Here is a 15,759-nt window from a genome sequence, read left to right on the forward strand (position 1 = left end):
GTGGAGGACCGGCTAGCGGGCCGCAGCCTTTCCCGCCGCAGACTGCGTCGCCGCTGCCGGGAAAGCTGGCCGGAACCCGTCGCCGCCAGGCGCGTGTTTTGGAGCCGCGAGGGCTTGACTCGGCTCTACTGGAAACGGTCCGCGAGTCAGTGATGGCAGACTCCGGTCCGGTCACGGCCTCCCGGGTTGCTGCGGCAGTGCAGGCCACGGGGCGGCTGCTGGGGACTGCCGGCTCGCTTGCCGCCGTCGAGCGGATCAGTGCGGAACTGAACGGTCTCGGGCCCCTCCAAGAGCTGACCCGGGATGTCCGGGTCACTGACATTTTTGTGAATGCCCCGGACTCGGTCTGGATTGACCGGGGGAGAGGTATTGAGCCTGCGGGGGTGTCGTTTGGCGGGGAGGCACAGGTGCGGGCCCTGGCCTCCCGGCTTGTGGCGGCCGGCGGAAGGCGGCTGGACGATGGCTCGCCATGTGTTGATGTCAGGCTCGACGGCGGCTACCGTGTCCACGCCATTCTGCCCCCGATTTCAACAGCGGGCACTCTATTGAGTGTCAGGATCCGGCGCGAGCACGTCTTCACCATGGATGAACTCCGTGCCGGCGGCATGTTCGGCAGCGTGGTCCAGGAGGTTTTGGAGCGAATTGTTGAGCGCCGGCTGAGTTTCCTCATCAGCGGGGCGACGGGCTCGGGAAAGACGACGATGCTCTCCACCCTGCTGGGGCTATGTTCGCCAGCGGAACGGCTGGTCCTGATAGAGGACGCCTCTGAACTGAACCCCGTCCATCCGCACATAGTTTCGCTTGAGTCGCGGCACGGAAACCTGGAAGGCGGCGGTGAAGTGGACCTGGGCGAGCTCGTCCGGCAAGCACTTCGGATGCGGCCGGACCGGCTCGTGGTGGGAGAGTGCCGCGGTGCCGAGGTTCGGGAACTCCTGACGGCGATGAATACCGGCCACACCGGCGGGGGAGGGACCATCCATGCGAATGCTGCCACTGCTGTCCCCGCACGACTGACCGCCCTCGGCGCGCTCGCGGGCCTGGGCCAGGATGCGGTTAGGCTGCAGGCAGCCAGTGCCCTCGACGTGGTGGTCCACGTGGAGCGGTCCCGCCAAGGCCGCCGGGTAGCCTGCGTGGGAGTTGTGCAGGACGGCCCCGGCGGACTCGCCGTGGTGCCGGCCCTGGAGGACCGAGGCGGCCAGACCGCCATCGGCCCCGCCTGGGAGTCGCTGAGTGTGCGGTTGGGGATGTCCTCGGTGCTGGGTGACGTGGCATGACGTTGCTGCTGGCCGGCATCCTGACAATGGCCGTCATCCTGCTGTTGAGGCCCCCCGGCGGCCCGGTGGGCCGCTTTCGTCGGGCGGCCCGACCGGCAGGGCAGGGCCGGGACAGCGTCAGCGGCGCTGCGCAGGGTGACGCCAAGGCGCGCCGTTCGGGGCTTCGATTCAGCCTAAACTTCTTCGCATGGCGCAAGGCGCATCGCGCTGGAAAAGACCACGGGCAACTTTCCCTGACACTGATGGTGCAGCAATTGGCCGCGTTACTGAAGGGCGGCCGCACGCCCTCGCGGCTGTGGGACGAGTTATGGCTGGTCCACCGTGGCCGCACAGAAGCGGGTCCACGTCGGCCGGAGGGCTCTGCCGGGCAGCCGGATCCCGCGAAGATGCCAGGAATCGGGCGGAATGGCCCGGGCCTTAGCGCCGGTTCCCTGACGATGCTCGGTGCCGTCAGGGCGGCCGCCTTCCGGGGGCTGCCGGTATCTGACGCGATCAGGCGGGCCGCGCCGGCCGCATTTCCGCGCGCTGCCGGCAGGGAGCCACGGATCTGGCTGGAGCTGGCCGCGTGCTTCGACATTGCCGAAGCCAGCGGCTGTCCGCTGGCTGACGTCCTGTCGCGGTTTGCAGCGCAACTGGAGGTGGAAGATGACGCTGACGCTGCCCGACAGACAGCACTGGCCGGGCCAAAGGCCACAGTGAGCCTCCTGACCTGGCTTCCAGTGATGGGACTGGGGCTGGGGATGGCTCTGGGGGTGGATCCGCTTGCGATGCTGTTCGGGACGCCACTGGGAATGGCGGCGCTCACTGCAGGAGTTGCCCTGACCATAGCGGGGAGAATCTGGTCCGCCCGTCTGGTGTACGCCGCCGCAGGGGCCGCGCCATGACGGCTCCACTGGTGCCCGGGTTGGCACTCGCCGTTATCCTCATCGTCGTCTCATATCTGGCGTTCTCACAGCCTCGCCGGGTACGGCAGCGGCTGCTGAGGTTGAGCCTGGGACCGGGAGACCAGCCGGGAAGCGCGGGTGCGGGTACAGGTGCTGGCGACGCCCCCGGCCGGGGTAGCGGCGAGGGCTCTGTTGCCGGGCTACGCGACCCCGCCATGATGCTCGAGCTTGTGGCTGCGATGCTGGACGCCGGGTCAGGGATTGGTCGTTCCCTGGAACTTGTGGCGGCCTCCGCGTCCAAGGACTACAGCAAGGCCTTACGCCCCGTGGTCTCGGCCCTCGCCATTGGTGCTGACTGGGAGACCGCCTGGCGCAGTTCCGAAGTCCGGCTTCCTGAGATCCTCGAGCTGCGTGACGCCCTCGGGTTCGCCGCGCTCACCGGCGCTCCGTCGTCGGCCATCCTTTACGCCCAGGCCGCCCGGCTACGGAGGGAGAGGTTCCGCGCTGCGGAGAAGCGGGCTGCCTCCCTGGGCGTGAAGCTCGTCATTCCGCTGGGCCTGTGCTCCCTGCCGGCCTTCATCTGCCTGGGCGTAGTCCCGGTCCTCCTCGCCCTGGTCCCCTCCGGATCCTGAGGCGCTGTTTGCAGTCCTGCAGTCCGGGAGTCCCTATTCCGCTGCCCCGATGCCGGCAGCCCTGGTGTCCGATGTCCCGATGCCGGCAGCCCTGGTGTCCGATGTCCCGATGCCGGCAGCCCCGATCTCCGCAGAGGCGACGAGCAGGGACTGGCTCTGCACATCACGAATGCCCGGTCCTTTCCTCCACAGGCGTGAAAATGGCTACCTTTTCCACTTGGAAGAGGTCCGCCCTTACGGCCGCATGGGAACCCCGGAAGAGTCGAAGCAGCCGGCAACAGGGCCGGAGCATAGAAGGGAAACCATAACCATGACCATCACCCAATACAGCGTTTCACCCGCCCCTGCGCCTGAGCTCAGCACGGGAGTCGCCCGCAGCGCAGCATGGGAGTTCGCTGCATCGGCGGATGCGGGATGGGACGAGTGCACCTGCCAACGGCAGGAGACCTCGGAACCCGCTGGCAACGTCGTGCAGCTCTACCCAGCTGTTCGCGAGGCGAAGGAGCGCCCGCTTCGGCTCACCGCCTCGGAGGCCGGCATGGCCACTGCCGAATACGCCATCGCCACCCTGGCCGCAGTGGGCTTCGCCGGGATCCTCGTCTTCATACTCCGCAGCGACGAAGTACGCGGATTCCTGCTGACGCTGATCCGCACGGCGCTGGCCCTGCCGTGAGTGGGGCGCCGGCAGCGCTGCTTCCGGGCACCGGGAAGGGCACCGTAAGGAAGCCAGCTTCCGCCCCCTCCTGTCAGGGCGATCGTGGTGCCGCGGATGGTGGGCCGGGGAAAGCCCAAAGCACCATGACAGGTGCTGTGACAGCCGAATTCGCCGTGGCGCTGCCGGCTGTCCTGCTGCTGCTCGCCCTGCTGTTGTCCGGGGCCGCTGCCGGCGTAACCCAGCTCAGGCTCGAGGAGGCTGCGCTTGCCGGAGCCAGGGCCCTTGCTCGTGGCGAGGACCCGGCCGCGGTGGAGGGAATCGTCAGGACCTTGGCGGGAACGTCGGCCACTGCGTCCGTGGCGGCCGACGGCGAGTGGCTAAGTGTCACCGTTGCTGACAGGGTCGGCGGTCCCATGGGGGCCACGGTGCCGTGGGAGCTGACGGCCAAGGCCACCACGCGGAGCGAAATGCCGGCAGCCACGGGCATAGTCCTCCTGACCCCCGGAAAGGCAACCGCGTGGTGAACCTTCGGATCCGGGACCACCCGGAGCGTGGGTCGGGGACAGTCCTGGCCGCGGGACTGGCTTTGGTGATCATCATGGCTATGGCTTTGATGCTGCTCTTGGCGCAGTCAGCAGTGATGGCCAGTCGGGCGGCGGCAGCGGCTGACCTTGGTGCCCTCGCTGGCGCCGACGCACTGCGCGGCCTTACCTCGGGGGATCCCTGCACCGTGGCCGCAGAGGTGGCAGCCCGGCATGATGCCGTTCTCATGAGCTGCTCGGAGGGGGCCGGGCAGACAGTGGAGGTCCGGACCATGCTCAACGCCCGGAGCATGCTGGGTGCCGCCAGCGGTCATGCGCGGGCCGGACCGCCGCCCTGAGCCGCTGCCGGCTTGAGGTCGCCCTCCTGATGCGCCGTAAGGTCCACGTCCCGGGGTGGGGCTTCGCTCGAGTTTTTGAGGAGAACATCGATCAGGGTGATGGCTGCAGCCTTGTCCAGGGGATTGTTCTTGTTCCCGCACTTGGGGGACTGGACACAGGACGGGCAGCCGGACTCGCACTCACAGGCCCTGATGGCGTCCCGAGTTGCCGAGAGCCAGACCTTCGCCTTGTCGAAACCGCGTTCGGCGAAGCCCGCGCCGCCGGGGTGCCCGTCGTACACAAAGATGGTGGGCACTCCGGTGTCGGCGTGGATGGCCGTGGATACGCCGCCGATGTCCCAGCGGTCACTGGAGGCAACCAGCGGCAGTAGCCCGATCGCCGCATGTTCGGCGGCATGAAGGGCTCCCGGGAACTGGGCTTCGATCAGTCCCGCGCCCGTTAGGGAACGGTTCTCCACCACAAACCAGACGGCCTTGGTGAACAGGTCCCTGGCCCCTAGCTCCAGTGGCTCCTCGCCCAGGATTTCGTTGGAGATCAGGGCCTTCCGCTGGAAGGAGACCACCTGGGTTGTGACCTTGACGTCGCCGAAGTGCACGGAAACATCACCCCACTGCGCGGTCCGCTGGGTTTCCAGCACCTCGATCTGGGTGACGTCCCGGGCGGTGGTGTAGTAATCGGGATTGGCGCGGCGGACCACTACGCAGTGGTCGTCCTCGTTCAGGTCCTCCACCACGTAGCTGTCGCCCTGATGGACATAGACGGCGCCTGTGTGGGCCTGGTAGTGCGTCTGGGGCGAGTCCATGGTCCCCAGCAGCGAGCCGGTGTCGGCGTCCACGATGCTCACCGGTCCGCCACCGTCGGCTCGAAGGTTCACCATGGCGGCAGCGCTCTGCGAGTGGGTCCAGAACCAGCCGGCCGGCCGGCGGCGCAGGTAGCCCTGGGCAACGAGCTGCCCCAGCAGCTTTTCGGAGGTGCCCCCGAAGAGTTCCAACTCGGCCACGCCGAGCGGGAGCTCCGCGGCCGCGGCGCAAAGATGCGGCCCCAAAACATACGGATTGGAGGGATCAAACACAGCTGCTTCGACCGAGACGTCGAAGATCGCTTCGGGATGGTTCACCAAGTAGGTGTCCAAGGGGTCGTCGCTGGCAACGAATGCAGCAATGGCGTCCTGGCCCGCGCGTCCGGCCCGGCCAATCTGTTGGAACAGCGAAGCCCGGGTTCCGGGCCAGCCGGCAACGAGGACGGCGTCCAGCCCGGAGATGTCGATCCCCAGTTCCAGGGCCGAGGTGCTGGAGACACCCAAAAGTTCCCCGGACCGGAGGGCCTTTTCCAAGGCACGCCGTTCCTCCGGCAGGTAGCCGGAGCGGTAGGCGGCCACCCGTTGCGGGAGGCTGGGGTCTACTTCGTCCAGGAGCCGCTTGGCGATCGAAGCGATGGTCTCCGCCCCACGCCGGGACTTGATGAACGCGATGGTACGGATCCTGGCAGAGACCAGGTTGGCCAGCAGGTCGGCCGTCTCGGCAACCGCTGTACGGCGCTCCTTGGCCCCGTTTTCGCCTTTCAGTTCCGTCAGGGCGGGCTCCCAGAAGGCAACCGTGGTGGAACCATGCGGCGAGCAGTCCTCGGCAACGGCCCGGACCGGGGCGCCGATCAGCCGCCCGAAGGACGCACCCGGTTCCGAGGCTGTAGCAGAAGCGGCGATGAACACCGGGCCAGGGTGGGAGGTTCCGGCACCGTAGTAGGCACAGATGCGGCGGAGCCGGCGCATCAAGTTTGCCACGTGGGAACCGAACACGCCGCGGTAACTGTGGGCTTCATCCACAATGACGTAGCGCAGGCGGCGGAAGAAGCTGGCCCACCAGGCGTGATTTGGGAGGATTCCGAAGTGGAGCATGTCCGGATTCGCCAGGATGAAGTTGGCGTGGTCCCGGATCCACCTGCGGGACGCGGGGTCTGTGTCGCCGTCGTACGTTTCCGCCCGGACGGTGGGCAGCTTCAAGGCGCGGATGGCGGCGAGCTGGTCGGCGGCAAGCGCCTTGGTGGGGGAGAGGTAAAGCGTGACGGCGCCGTCGTCGTGGATTTTCCCCGGCTCGGAGACCACCCGCAGCTCGGATCGGTGGATGGCGTCCAGCGCCGGCAGCTGGTAGGCAAGTGACTTTCCTGAGGCAGTGCCGGTGGCGATCACCACGTGCTCACCGCCGTGGGCGAGGTTGGCGGCCTGGATCTGGTGCCGGTACGGCTCGTGAATGCCCAGGGAGCCATAGGCGGCCACCAGGTCGGGGTGGGCCCAATCCGGCCACGGCTCGTGGACAGCCCGGCGGGCGGGGATGGTGTGGACATGACGGAGCTGCTCCGGGTCCGGGCCGCGGCCCAGTAACGGGATCAGGGAGTCATGGGGGTTCACCCCAACATTCTTTCACCCGCGGAAAAATCAGCCCACGGACAGGTCAGTACCCTCGTCTGAGGTGGACAGCATCAGCACACGGCACACAACGGACCAGCCAAGGTGTGAATACAATTTCTGGCCATCGAGCGAAGCCAGCAACAGGCCGTTTTCCACATCAGGGCCGATGGCCTGTGCTGCTAGGGCCTTCATGATGAAACTCCCCAGGCCGCGGCGCTGGAACGCGGGCTGGACCACAATCTTGTCGAACACCGCCGTCCCGTCCACAACAAACACCCTGCCGCTGGCCGCAATCTCATCACCGGAGCGCACAACAGCGTGGTGGACGCCGTCCACTTTGGAGGTGACCAGTTTCAGATCGTCATCCGAGAGCCATGGATCCTCAGTGTCTTGGGTTTCCATATCCACGATCATCATGGCCTGCGACGCGGACGTGATGTTGAGCCCGTGTTTCCCAGCCAGCTGGTTATAGCGGAGGACATCGTTGGTCAGTATGGTCATAATCCGCTTAGGAGTTTCTGCGGTCTTCGCAACCAATGCCGCGAACTCGTCGTCGGAGGGATCGTGGGCGAAGTATTCCCATTCCCCGGTGGTGTCGGCCCGCAGTACAGCGGGGAAGCGGCCTTCCGTTGATGTCTCGTACCCGCGGCAACCGGCCCAACCAGTTACCCAGACTTCAAGAAGGTTTGTAATGTCTTCAACCAAGGCGTCCGGACTCATGTGATGAGGGTATTCCAGCCCCGTCACAAGTAACAGGGGTTCCGTACCCGGAACTGCCTTGCTTATGCAATCGTGACCAGCCCCGGGCGGCCGAATCCGTCCTGAACAGCAGAGACGCTGCCGCGGCAGCCCGGCGTCGGCGGGAGCAGGTGACCGGCGGGCCCGGGAAGGTCATAGCAAGTACCCTTAAATACGTGGCTTTGAACAGAATTGTGCTCTTTTACGGTTTTACCCCCATCGCTGATCCGGACGCGGTGCGGCTCTGGCAGCGTGCCCTGTGCGAGAAGCTGGGGCTGACGGGACGCATCCTGATTTCCAAGGACGGCATCAACGCCACGGTGGGCGGCGAGATCGGCGCAGTCAAGCAATACGTCAAGACCACCCGCGAATACAAGGGTTTCCACGGCATCGACGTGAAGTGGTCCGACGGCGGTGCGGAAGACTTCCCGCGGCTGAGCGTGAAGGTCCGGGACGAGATCGTCTCCTTCGGAGCTCCGGGCGAACTCAAGGTTGATGCGAACGGCGTAGTGGGCGGTGGCACCCACCTCAAGCCCGAGGAACTGCACGAGCTGGTGGAAGCCAGGAAAAAGGCCGGCGAGGACGTGGTGTTCTTCGACGGGCGCAACGCCTTCGAGGCACAGATCGGCAAGTTCAAGGACGCAATCGTCCCCGACGTCGCCACCACGCACGATTTCATCAAGGAACTTGATTCCGGCAAGTACGACGCCCTCAAGGACAAGCCCGTTGTCACGTACTGTACCGGCGGGATCCGCTGCGAGGTGCTCTCCAGCCTGATGGTGAACCGCGGCTTTAAACAGGTCTACCAGCTCGACGGCGGCATTGTCCGCTACGGCGAAACCTTCAAGGATCAGGGCCTGTGGGAAGGTTCGCTGTATGTTTTCGACAAGCGCATGCACTTGGAGTTCAGCGAGGACGCGAAGACCATCGGTGCATGCGTCCGCTGTGCCGCACCCACCAGTAAGTTCGAGAACTGCTCCAACCTCAGCTGCCGTACCCTCACGCTGTACTGCGCCGAATGTGCTGCCAGCCCGGAGACGCTGCGCTGCCCGGAAGGCTGCGCTGCCTAGGTAGGCTCAGAGCCAGATCAGCCGGTACGCGTAATTGGCGGCGGACTCCGCCTCCACCCGGAACGTTAGTACCGTTTCCTGGGACAGGTAGATCACGTTCCGCCTTGTCGAGCCGCACAGCAGGCTGAGATGCACCAGGCCGTATGCCTCGTTGGTGACAGAAAAAGCTACGGCCTTTTTGCTGCGGCACGCCAGCGCGAGGACGTACCTTCCGGCCGGCAGGCCGGCGGTGACCTCGGAGCGGATTTCCCCGGCCCTCAGCAGCCCGTAACCCCGGTGCGCCACCTGCAGGCCCGATCCGAGTTGGACTGTCTCAACCCAGGCTTCAAGGCCCGCCGCGCCGACGGGATCGTTCTGCCATTGGTCGGCGGAAAAATCGGGTTGCGGGCTCGTGGTCGCAGCCGCGATGTCGTTGAGGGGTGGCCGCCAGCCGTCGTTGTAGTTGTATTCGCATCCCGCCGAAACAGCGCTGGTGAGTAGGGCGGCGGCGGTCGAAAGTACGACGACGGTCCACGGCCGAGAGCGCAAGGAGACTTTCCGGGGCGGGTCAGGACCCGGCGAGAGAGCCGCTTGACGGCGCAGTGGCGCCCCATTTATTGCGGGCATAGGCCGATTGTAAGGCTGCCCGGGCCAGCGGGACCGGGACGAGAGCCCCCTACTTAATGTGGGGCTGACGGGCATCAGTCGGCCTGCACGAGCTGGTAGGCGTAAAGCGTTGGTGTGTCCACGCTGGAGACGCTGAGGTCCAGTGTTGCGGCTTTGGCCAAGGTGATTTTTGTGGTTTCCCGGGTTCCATAGCAGGCCGCGCCGAGGTCCACGAGCCTCTGGCCTGCGGACCCCACGGCGAGAAAGGCCTTGCCGCCGCCGTCGCAGACCAGGGTCAAGGTATACGTGCCGGCCGCCAGGTTTTCTGTATGGTTCACCGGGCGGGCGCTGAGGATTCTGCCGGAGTCCTCAGCCACAATGCCACTGGCGGAAGGCAGTGCCGTGGCTTTCCATGCCGGCACGTCGGCGTTCTCCACAGAGGGCTGCTGGGAGCACCCGGACATGCCCAGAACGACGGCGGCCGCGGCCGCTGCGGTCAGGGCGCGGGGCATGGAGGTGGGAAAGAGAGCCATGCTTCAAACTTACCGGCACCCTTGGCATTCCATGTTCCCGGGCTCTTGACCTTGACGTTACGTCAACATTTATCGTTGAAATATCAGTACGAAATAGGGCAGGCAGGAGGACACATGGATTGGTCCATTCAGGACATCGCCCGGATCGCCGGCACCACCAGCAGGACGCTGCGGCACTATGACGAGATCGGCCTGCTCAAACCGAGCAGGATCGGCACCAACGGTTACCGGTACTACAACCAAGCGGCCCTGGTGGAACTCCAGCGCATCCTGCTCCTTCGCGGACTCGGGCTTGCCCTGCCGGTCATCAGCCAGGTGCTCGAGAACGAAACGGACGCTGCGAAGGCCCTCGACGGCCATCTGGAATGGCTCAAGCAGGAACAGGACAGGCTGGCCCGGCAGATCGCATCAGTCACACAAACCATCAACGCAGTGAAAGGAGGCGGCGAAATCATGGCCGAAGACATGTTCAACGGTTTCGACCACACGCAGTACAAGGACGAGGTGGAGGAACGCTGGGGCAAGGATGCCTATGTGAAGGGGGATTCGTGGTGGCGCGGGATGAGCGCCGACGAGAAAGCGGAGTGGAAGCAGCGCTCGCAACGGCTCGGGGAAGATTGGATGGCGGCGTCCACGGCCGGCATCGCGCCCGGCAGTGCTGAAGCCCAGGCCCTTGCGAAGCGGCACGTCGAATGGCTGACCGTCATCCCGGGAACGCCGGCGTCGGACGCCCGCAGCAACCCGGACGCCCGCAGCAACGTGGACGTTAGGCAGTACGTCACCGGCCTCGGCGAGATGTACGTTGCAGATCCCAGGTTCGCCAAGAACTACGGCGGCACGGACGGGGCCGCCTTCGTCCGGGACGCCCTGAAGATCTACGCCGAGCAGAACCTGTAGCCGCCGGGGGGAGCGTGGCCCGCCAATAGACTTGGGCGGTGACTGATTCCACGCTCTTCCTGGCCGGCAACACCCCCGACGCCCCGCGCAGCGACCTCCCGGAGCTACTGACCGCGCTCGCCGCGGACCTGCGGGCGGTGGAGTACACGCTCGACGGCGTGGCCGGGCTGCTCGGCGAGTCAGCCTACAACGCCCTGAACCGGGACCAGATCATCCCGGCCCTGCTGGCCACCGAAAGTGCCGCCCAAGGTCGCCCCGGCAGCGGCGGGACAACCGCGGCCGCGCTCGCCGCCGTCGTGCGTCTGTGGCTCCTGGCGGAACCGCAGACGCAGGCAACGCTCGACGCCGCCCTGCCGGGAATCCGGGCAGCGGGACTGGTGGAGTTGGGGCTGCTTGAGCCCGTGCCCGGCGCCGATCCCGCCGGCATGGGGCTGATGCAGGCCAAGGCGGACCTGCGGCCCTACGGGTGGGATGCCAATGAAGATGGCAGCGGCGGCGCCGAGCTGTGGGTGGCCAGCGACCTCGCCGCGCACCAGCAGGCCGGCGTGCTGCGGCACGACCATGTCCTGGGCATCGGGCAGGCGTCCACCACGCTGGTGCAGACCACCGTCCGCCGCCACGTGGCCAAGGCGCTGGACCTGGGGACGGGCTGTGGAATCCAGTCCTTCCACCTGCTGCACCACGCCGAGCACGTCACCGCAACCGACATCTCCGAACGTGCGCTGGCATTCACCCGGTTCAACCTGCTCCTCAACGCCGAGGCGCTGCACGTGGATCCCGGGCACCTGGAGGACCGCGTGAGCCTCCGGCTGGGCTCGCTGCTGGAGCCCGTGGCCGGTCAGGAATTCGAACTGGTGGTGTCCAACCCGCCGTTCGTCATCACGCCGCGGACGTCAGGCGAACAGGCGTCCGGGCAGTTCACCTACCGCGACGGCGGCCTGCCGGGGGACGAAATTGTGTCCTCTCTGGTCCGGGACCTGCCCTCGATCCTGGCTCCGGCCGGAACAGCCCAGTTATTAGGCAATTGGGAGATCGCGGCGGGCGCGGGTTGGGCGGAACGGCCGCAAAGCTGGGCCAGTGCGGACGTGGATGCCTGGTTTATCCAGCGGGAGCAGGTCAGCCCCGAACAGTACGCCGAAACGTGGCTGCAGGACGCGTCCGAATCCCGCGACCGGCAGCATTACAGGGACGCCTATGCCGCCTACCTCGCTGACTTCGCGTCCCGGGACGTGGAGGGCATCGGCTTTGGCATGATCTGGCTGCGGCGGCCTGGCGCCGGCCCGGGTACCGCCAGCATCCGGCGGTTTGAGGAAATCACCTATCCCATCGAACAGCCCGTGGGCCCCCACTTGGGTGCCGCCGTCGAGCGTTCCGACTGGCTCGCCGCGAACGACCTGGCGGACGCACACTTGCTCGTGGCGGACGACGTCACGGAGGAACGCCACCAGCGCCCCGGCGCCGAGCACCCGGGCGTGATCCTGCTCCGCCAGGGTGCCGGGCTGCGGCGGACCAACCTGCTGAGCACCGAGCTGGCCGGCTTCGTGTCGGCGTGCGACGGCGACCTTTCCGTCGGGCAGATCATCGGCGCCCTGGCCGCGTTGCTGGGCGGGAGCCTGGCCGGGGAAGACGGGTTCGACGGCGACGCATTCCGCTCCGGGCTGCTCACCGAGGTGGGGAATCTGGTCCGCGACGGTTTCCTGCTCCCGGCGTCCTGAGGTGGTTGGCCGGGTAGCCTTTGGTAACGCGAAATTAACGCCCTAAATGCGCGTTGGTCACCTTGATGTTTTCCACATGAATGCGCATCCTCGGCCAAAATATGGTGAACTAGGCGAGTATGGGCTCATCTGCCCGAGCAACCTTTTTCTGTAGGAGCACCGTGCCAAGCAAGGCCAAAACAGGCAAGAAACTCGTGATCGTGGAGTCTCCGGCCAAGAGCAAGACCATCGCCAAGTACCTCGGCGAGGGCTTCATCGTTGAGGCCTCCATCGGTCACATCCGCGACCTGCCGCAGCCGTCCGAGCTTCCCGCGGAACTGAAGAAAACCTCGGTGGGCAAGTTCGCCGTCGACATCGAAAACGACTTCAAACCCTATTACGTGGTATCCGCGGACAAGCGCAAAAAGGTAACCGAGCTGAAGGCCGCGCTCAAGGATGCCGACGAACTCTACCTCGCAACCGATGGGGACCGCGAGGGTGAAGCCATCGCGTGGCACCTGCTGGAAGTGCTCAAGCCCAAGGTTCCCGTTTACCGGATGACGTTCGGCGAAATCACCAAGGAAGCCATCCAGCGCGCCATGGGCAACCTGCGCGACGTGGACCAGGACCTCGTGGACGCACAGGAGACCCGCCGGGTCCTGGACCGCCTCTACGGGTACGAGATCTCCCCGGTGCTGTGGCGCAAGGTGGCCCGCGGATTGTCCGCCGGCCGGGTGCAGTCAGTGGTCACCCGCATGGTGGTGGACCGCGAACGCGAACGCATGGCCTTCAAAGCCGCGTCCTACTGGGACCTGACGGGCCAGTTCGGTGCCGGCACCGCATCCTTCAAAGCCAAGCTTGCCGCCGTTGACGGTGCCAAGGTGGCCAGCGGCCGTGACTTCAACGACGCCGGCGAGCTCATCGCTCGCAACTCCGTCCACCTGAGCGAGGAACTCGCCACGTCCCTCGCCGCCGGTCTCCAGAATGCGGACTTCCGCGTCCGGTCCGTGGACACCAAGCCGTATACCCGCCGTCCGGCAGCGCCGTTCACCACCTCAACCCTGCAGCAGGAGGCCGGCCGTAAGCTGCGTTTCTCCTCCAAGAGCACCATGCAGATCGCCCAGCGTCTGTATGAAAACGGCTACATCACCTATATGCGTACCGACTCCTCGGCCCTGAGCGACGAGGCCGTCACGGCCGCCCGCCGCCAGGCTTCCGAGCTGTACGGCCCGGAATACATCCCCGCCTCACCGCGCGTCTACTCCAACAAGGCCGCCAACGCGCAGGAAGCCCACGAAGCCGTCCGCCCTGCCGGCGACTCGTTCCGCACCCCCGCCCAGGTGGCCAAGCTCCTCTCCGGTGATGAGTTCCGCCTGTACGAGCTGATCTGGAAGCGCACGGTCGCCTCCCAGATGGGCGATGCCAAGGGCTCCACCGCAACCATCCGCCTCGGCGCGGTGGCTGCAGATGGCCGGGACGCTGAATTCTCCGCCTCCGGCACCGTCATCACTTTCCCCGGCTTCCTCGCCGCCTACGAAGAAGGCAAGGATGAGAGCCGAGGCGACGACGACTCGGACGAGGCCCGCAGGCTGCCGAACGTCGCCAAGGACGACGCCCTGACGGCGTCGGAAGTTGTGGCTGTGGGACACGAGACGTCACCGCCGCCGCGCTTCACCGAAGCGTCGCTGACGGCAGAGTTGGAAAAGAAGGGCATCGGCCGTCCGTCAACCTATGCCTCCACCATCTCCACCATTCAGGACCGCGGCTACGTCCGGAAACAGGGCTCCGCGCTGGTGCCGAGCTGGATCGCGTTCTCGGTGATCCGTCTGCTCGAGCAGCACTTCAGCGACTACGTGGACTATGAGTTCACCGCAGACATGGAAGGTGACCTGGACAAGATCGCCAACGGCCAGGCCGTGGGCTCCGCGTGGCTGCGCCATTTCTACTTCGGCGAGGACGCCGACCCCGGTCTGCTCAGCATCGTGAACAACCTGGGCGAGATCGACGCCCGGGAAATCAACTCCATTCCCATCACGGATGAGATCACGCTGCGGGTGGGCAAGTTTGGCCCGTACCTGGAAAGCTCCGCCGCCGTGGTGGATCCGAAAACCGGCGAAATCGTGGAGAACTCGCGCGCCAACGTGCCCGAGGACCTCGCTCCGGATGAGCTGACGGCTGCGAAGGCCATCGAGCTGATGGAAACTGCTGCGCCCGAGGAACGCGTGCTGGGTGCGGATCCGCACACCGGGCACACGGTAGTTGCGAAGAACGGCCGCTACGGCGCCTACGTCACCGAAGTCATCCCGGAGATGACCGAGGAACAGATCGCCAACCAGCCGGTTGAATATTACAAGAACGGCAAGCCCAAGCCGCCGAAGAAGCCCGTCAAAGCCAAACCGCGCACCGGTTCGCTGTTCAAGTCCATGACGGTTGAGTCGGTCACCCTGGACGAAGCACTCCAGCTGATGAGCCTGCCCCGCGCCCTGGGGGAGGACGCCGAAGGCAACCTCATCACGGTGCAGAACGGCCGCTTTGGCCCGTACCTGAAGAAGGGCACGGACTCGCGCTCCATCGGCACGGAAGAGGAAATCTTCACCATCACGCTGGAGCAGGCGCTGGAGATCTATTCGCAGCCGAAGCAGCGCGGTGCCCGTGCCGCTGTTCCGCCGCTGGCTGAGTTCGGTCCGGACCCCGTCTCGGAGAAGAACATCGTGGTGAAGGAAGGCCGCTTCGGCCCGTACATCACCGACGGCATCACCAACATCACCGTTCCGCGCGCCACCTCCCTGGAGGAACTCACCCGGGAACAGGCCGTGGAACTCCTCGCCGAGAAGCGGGCCAAGGGGCCGGTCAAACGCACCACAACGGCCCGCAAGGCCCCGGCCAAGAAAAAGGCCACCGCTAAGAAGTAACTCTGGACCGGGATGGCAGAAATCCTCGGCGTGCTCGCTCGTTCCTCGCTTAGACGCACGCTGCCGGATTCCTCCCATCCCGGTCCGTGCGTCATCCTCGGAATTGCGCTGTCGTCTCCAACGTGGTCGAGTAGATACATGACTGAACAGCCCGGCACAGCCGACCCCACGCCGCTGAACGACCTCGAAGAGAAGCTCGCCCTGGGCGGACAGCCTGAGGGCAGCCCGGGGGACGTCATCCTGTCGTTCCTCAACAGCGAGGTCTATGTCATCAGCACTGACGGCATCGAAGGCGAAGACTCCCAGGTGGAGCCGCTGGTCCTGGCCAACGCCGAGGGCGAGCCGGTCCTGGCTGTGTTCTCGCACCCCAGCCGCGTTGATGGGCAGTACCTGGAGGCGGCTCCCAACGTCCTGGGGACGCAGGGTGCAGCGATCATCGCCAACATCGGCGAGGAACTGGGCATGGTGATCAACCCCGGAGCCGCGTACGGCTTCGAGATCAACCCCGAGGGCGTCGCGAACATCAAGCGCGATTTCAAGCGGGCCGATGAACTTCCCGACGGCTCACCCGAGGACCCGTCCGCCAACTGACATTTTTGG

The 15,759-nt window shown here is 65.9% G+C and carries 16 protein-coding genes; 11 read left to right on the plus strand and 5 right to left on the minus strand.

What is annotated here, in order from left to right; translation table 11 throughout:
• The first annotated feature begins 53 nt into the window (after positions 1-53).
• The 3 genes from AB4Y73_RS14535 to AB4Y73_RS14545 are packed head-to-tail and all read left to right on the plus strand — an operon-like array spanning position 54 to position 2,790.
• Positions 54-1,274, plus strand: a complete 1,221-nt coding sequence (locus AB4Y73_RS14535) for a TadA family conjugal transfer-associated ATPase (protein ID WP_441872624.1) — start codon at positions 54-56, stop codon at positions 1,272-1,274.
• Complete coding sequence (locus AB4Y73_RS14540; protein WP_441872584.1) at positions 1,271-2,158, plus strand: type II secretion system F family protein; 888 nt, start codon at positions 1,271-1,273, stop codon at positions 2,156-2,158. Before AB4Y73_RS14535 ends, AB4Y73_RS14540 begins: the two co-directional genes overlap by 4 nt.
• On the plus strand, positions 2,155-2,790 hold the full coding sequence (locus AB4Y73_RS14545; protein ID WP_441872585.1) for a type II secretion system F family protein: 636 nt from the start codon (positions 2,155-2,157) through the stop codon (positions 2,788-2,790). The genes AB4Y73_RS14540 and AB4Y73_RS14545 overlap by 4 nt, the downstream gene beginning before the upstream one ends.
• 33 nt (positions 2,791-2,823) lie before the next feature.
• Here the strand turns inward: AB4Y73_RS14545 and AB4Y73_RS14550 are convergent, their stop codons facing one another.
• Positions 2,824-2,952: a hypothetical protein gene (locus AB4Y73_RS14550; RefSeq protein ID WP_441872586.1), complete on the minus strand. Its 129-nt coding sequence runs from the start codon at positions 2,950-2,952 to the stop codon at positions 2,824-2,826.
• Between the two features lie 148 nt (positions 2,953-3,100).
• On the opposite strand from AB4Y73_RS14550, the gene AB4Y73_RS14555 reads away from it, so the two are divergent.
• The 3 genes from AB4Y73_RS14555 to AB4Y73_RS14565 all read left to right on the plus strand — a co-directional run bounded on the left by AB4Y73_RS14555 (position 3,101) and on the right by AB4Y73_RS14565 (position 4,325).
• Positions 3,101-3,463 carry a DUF4244 domain-containing protein gene (locus AB4Y73_RS14555; RefSeq protein ID WP_441872587.1) on the plus strand — a complete coding sequence of 121 codons (363 nt, stop codon included), beginning with the start codon at positions 3,101-3,103 and terminating at the stop codon, positions 3,461-3,463.
• Between the two features lie 125 nt (positions 3,464-3,588).
• Positions 3,589-3,969, plus strand: coding sequence for a TadE family type IV pilus minor pilin (locus AB4Y73_RS14560; RefSeq protein WP_441872588.1), 381 nt, complete (start codon positions 3,589-3,591; stop codon positions 3,967-3,969).
• Positions 3,963-4,325: an Rv3654c family TadE-like protein gene (locus AB4Y73_RS14565; RefSeq protein ID WP_441872589.1), complete on the plus strand. Its 363-nt coding sequence runs from the start codon at positions 3,963-3,965 to the stop codon at positions 4,323-4,325. Before AB4Y73_RS14560 ends, AB4Y73_RS14565 begins: the two co-directional genes overlap by 7 nt.
• On the opposite strand, the gene AB4Y73_RS14570 is transcribed toward AB4Y73_RS14565, so the two are convergent.
• Both AB4Y73_RS14570 and AB4Y73_RS14575 read right to left on the minus strand, forming a co-directional pair.
• Complete coding sequence (locus AB4Y73_RS14570) at positions 4,298-6,730, minus strand: DEAD/DEAH box helicase (RefSeq protein ID WP_441872590.1); 2,433 nt, start codon at positions 6,728-6,730, stop codon at positions 4,298-4,300. The genes AB4Y73_RS14565 and AB4Y73_RS14570 overlap by 28 nt on opposite strands.
• 27 nt (positions 6,731-6,757) lie before the next feature.
• A complete protein-coding gene (locus tag AB4Y73_RS14575; RefSeq protein WP_441872591.1) occupies positions 6,758-7,450 on the minus strand; it encodes a GNAT family N-acetyltransferase in 693 nt (230 codons plus the stop codon).
• 194 nt (positions 7,451-7,644) lie between these two features.
• Between AB4Y73_RS14575 and trhO the strand changes: the two genes are divergently transcribed.
• Positions 7,645-8,538, plus strand: a complete 894-nt coding sequence (gene trhO, locus AB4Y73_RS14580) for an oxygen-dependent tRNA uridine(34) hydroxylase TrhO (RefSeq protein WP_441872592.1) — start codon at positions 7,645-7,647, stop codon at positions 8,536-8,538.
• A gap of 6 nt (positions 8,539-8,544) precedes the next feature.
• On the opposite strand, the gene AB4Y73_RS14585 is transcribed toward trhO, so the two are convergent.
• Both AB4Y73_RS14585 and AB4Y73_RS14590 read right to left on the minus strand, forming a co-directional pair.
• Entirely contained in the window at positions 8,545-9,144 is a 600-nt protein-coding gene (locus tag AB4Y73_RS14585; protein WP_441872593.1) for a hypothetical protein, read from the minus strand.
• Positions 9,145-9,218: 74 nt separating this feature from the next.
• Positions 9,219-9,656: a hypothetical protein gene (locus tag AB4Y73_RS14590; protein WP_441872594.1), complete on the minus strand. Its 438-nt coding sequence runs from the start codon at positions 9,654-9,656 to the stop codon at positions 9,219-9,221.
• Positions 9,657-9,770: 114 nt separating this feature from the next.
• Here AB4Y73_RS14590 and AB4Y73_RS14595 point away from each other — a divergent pair, with 114 nt between their 5' ends.
• The 4 genes from AB4Y73_RS14595 to AB4Y73_RS14610 all read left to right on the plus strand — a co-directional run bounded on the left by AB4Y73_RS14595 (position 9,771) and on the right by AB4Y73_RS14610 (position 15,750).
• Positions 9,771-10,553: a MerR family transcriptional regulator gene (locus AB4Y73_RS14595; RefSeq protein ID WP_441872595.1), complete on the plus strand. Its 783-nt coding sequence runs from the start codon at positions 9,771-9,773 to the stop codon at positions 10,551-10,553.
• Between the two features lie 38 nt (positions 10,554-10,591).
• Positions 10,592-12,268, plus strand: coding sequence for a DUF7059 domain-containing protein (locus AB4Y73_RS14600; RefSeq protein ID WP_441872596.1), 1,677 nt, complete (start codon positions 10,592-10,594; stop codon positions 12,266-12,268).
• A 161-nt stretch (positions 12,269-12,429) separates the two neighbouring features.
• Positions 12,430-15,159 (plus strand): type I DNA topoisomerase, encoded by a 2,730-nt coding sequence (gene topA / locus AB4Y73_RS14605; protein ID WP_441872597.1) that lies wholly within the window; start codon positions 12,430-12,432, stop codon positions 15,157-15,159.
• A 138-nt stretch (positions 15,160-15,297) separates the two neighbouring features.
• Positions 15,298-15,750, plus strand: a complete 453-nt coding sequence (locus AB4Y73_RS14610) for an SseB family protein (RefSeq protein ID WP_441872598.1) — start codon at positions 15,298-15,300, stop codon at positions 15,748-15,750.
• Positions 15,751-15,759: the final 9 nt, after the last annotated feature.

Source organism: Pseudarthrobacter sp. TAF60_1, from assembly GCF_052113505.1.
In the GTDB taxonomy this organism is placed as follows: Bacteria; Actinomycetota; Actinomycetes; order Actinomycetales; family Micrococcaceae; genus Arthrobacter.

Excerpts from the sequence above, each read along its gene's own strand:
- AB4Y73_RS14590 (WP_441872594.1), bottom strand. The coding sequence starts at position 9,656 with ATGGCTCTCTTTCCCACCTCCATGCCCCGCGCCCTGACCGCAGCGGCC.
- AB4Y73_RS14585 (WP_441872593.1), bottom strand. The coding sequence starts at position 9,144 with ATGCCCGCAATAAATGGGGCGCCACTGCGCCGTCAAGCGGCTCTCTCG.
- AB4Y73_RS14595 (WP_441872595.1), top strand. The coding sequence starts at position 9,771 with ATGGATTGGTCCATTCAGGACATCGCCCGGATCGCCGGCACCACCAGC.
- AB4Y73_RS14545 (WP_441872585.1), top strand. The coding sequence starts at position 2,155 with ATGACGGCTCCACTGGTGCCCGGGTTGGCACTCGCCGTTATCCTCATC.
- AB4Y73_RS14540 (WP_441872584.1), top strand. The coding sequence starts at position 1,271 with ATGACGTTGCTGCTGGCCGGCATCCTGACAATGGCCGTCATCCTGCTG.
- AB4Y73_RS14555 (WP_441872587.1), top strand. The coding sequence starts at position 3,101 with ATGACCATCACCCAATACAGCGTTTCACCCGCCCCTGCGCCTGAGCTC.
- AB4Y73_RS14610 (WP_441872598.1), top strand. The coding sequence starts at position 15,298 with ATGACTGAACAGCCCGGCACAGCCGACCCCACGCCGCTGAACGACCTC.
- AB4Y73_RS14575 (WP_441872591.1), bottom strand. The coding sequence starts at position 7,450 with ATGAGTCCGGACGCCTTGGTTGAAGACATTACAAACCTTCTTGAAGTC.
- AB4Y73_RS14560 (WP_441872588.1), top strand. The coding sequence starts at position 3,589 with ATGACAGGTGCTGTGACAGCCGAATTCGCCGTGGCGCTGCCGGCTGTC.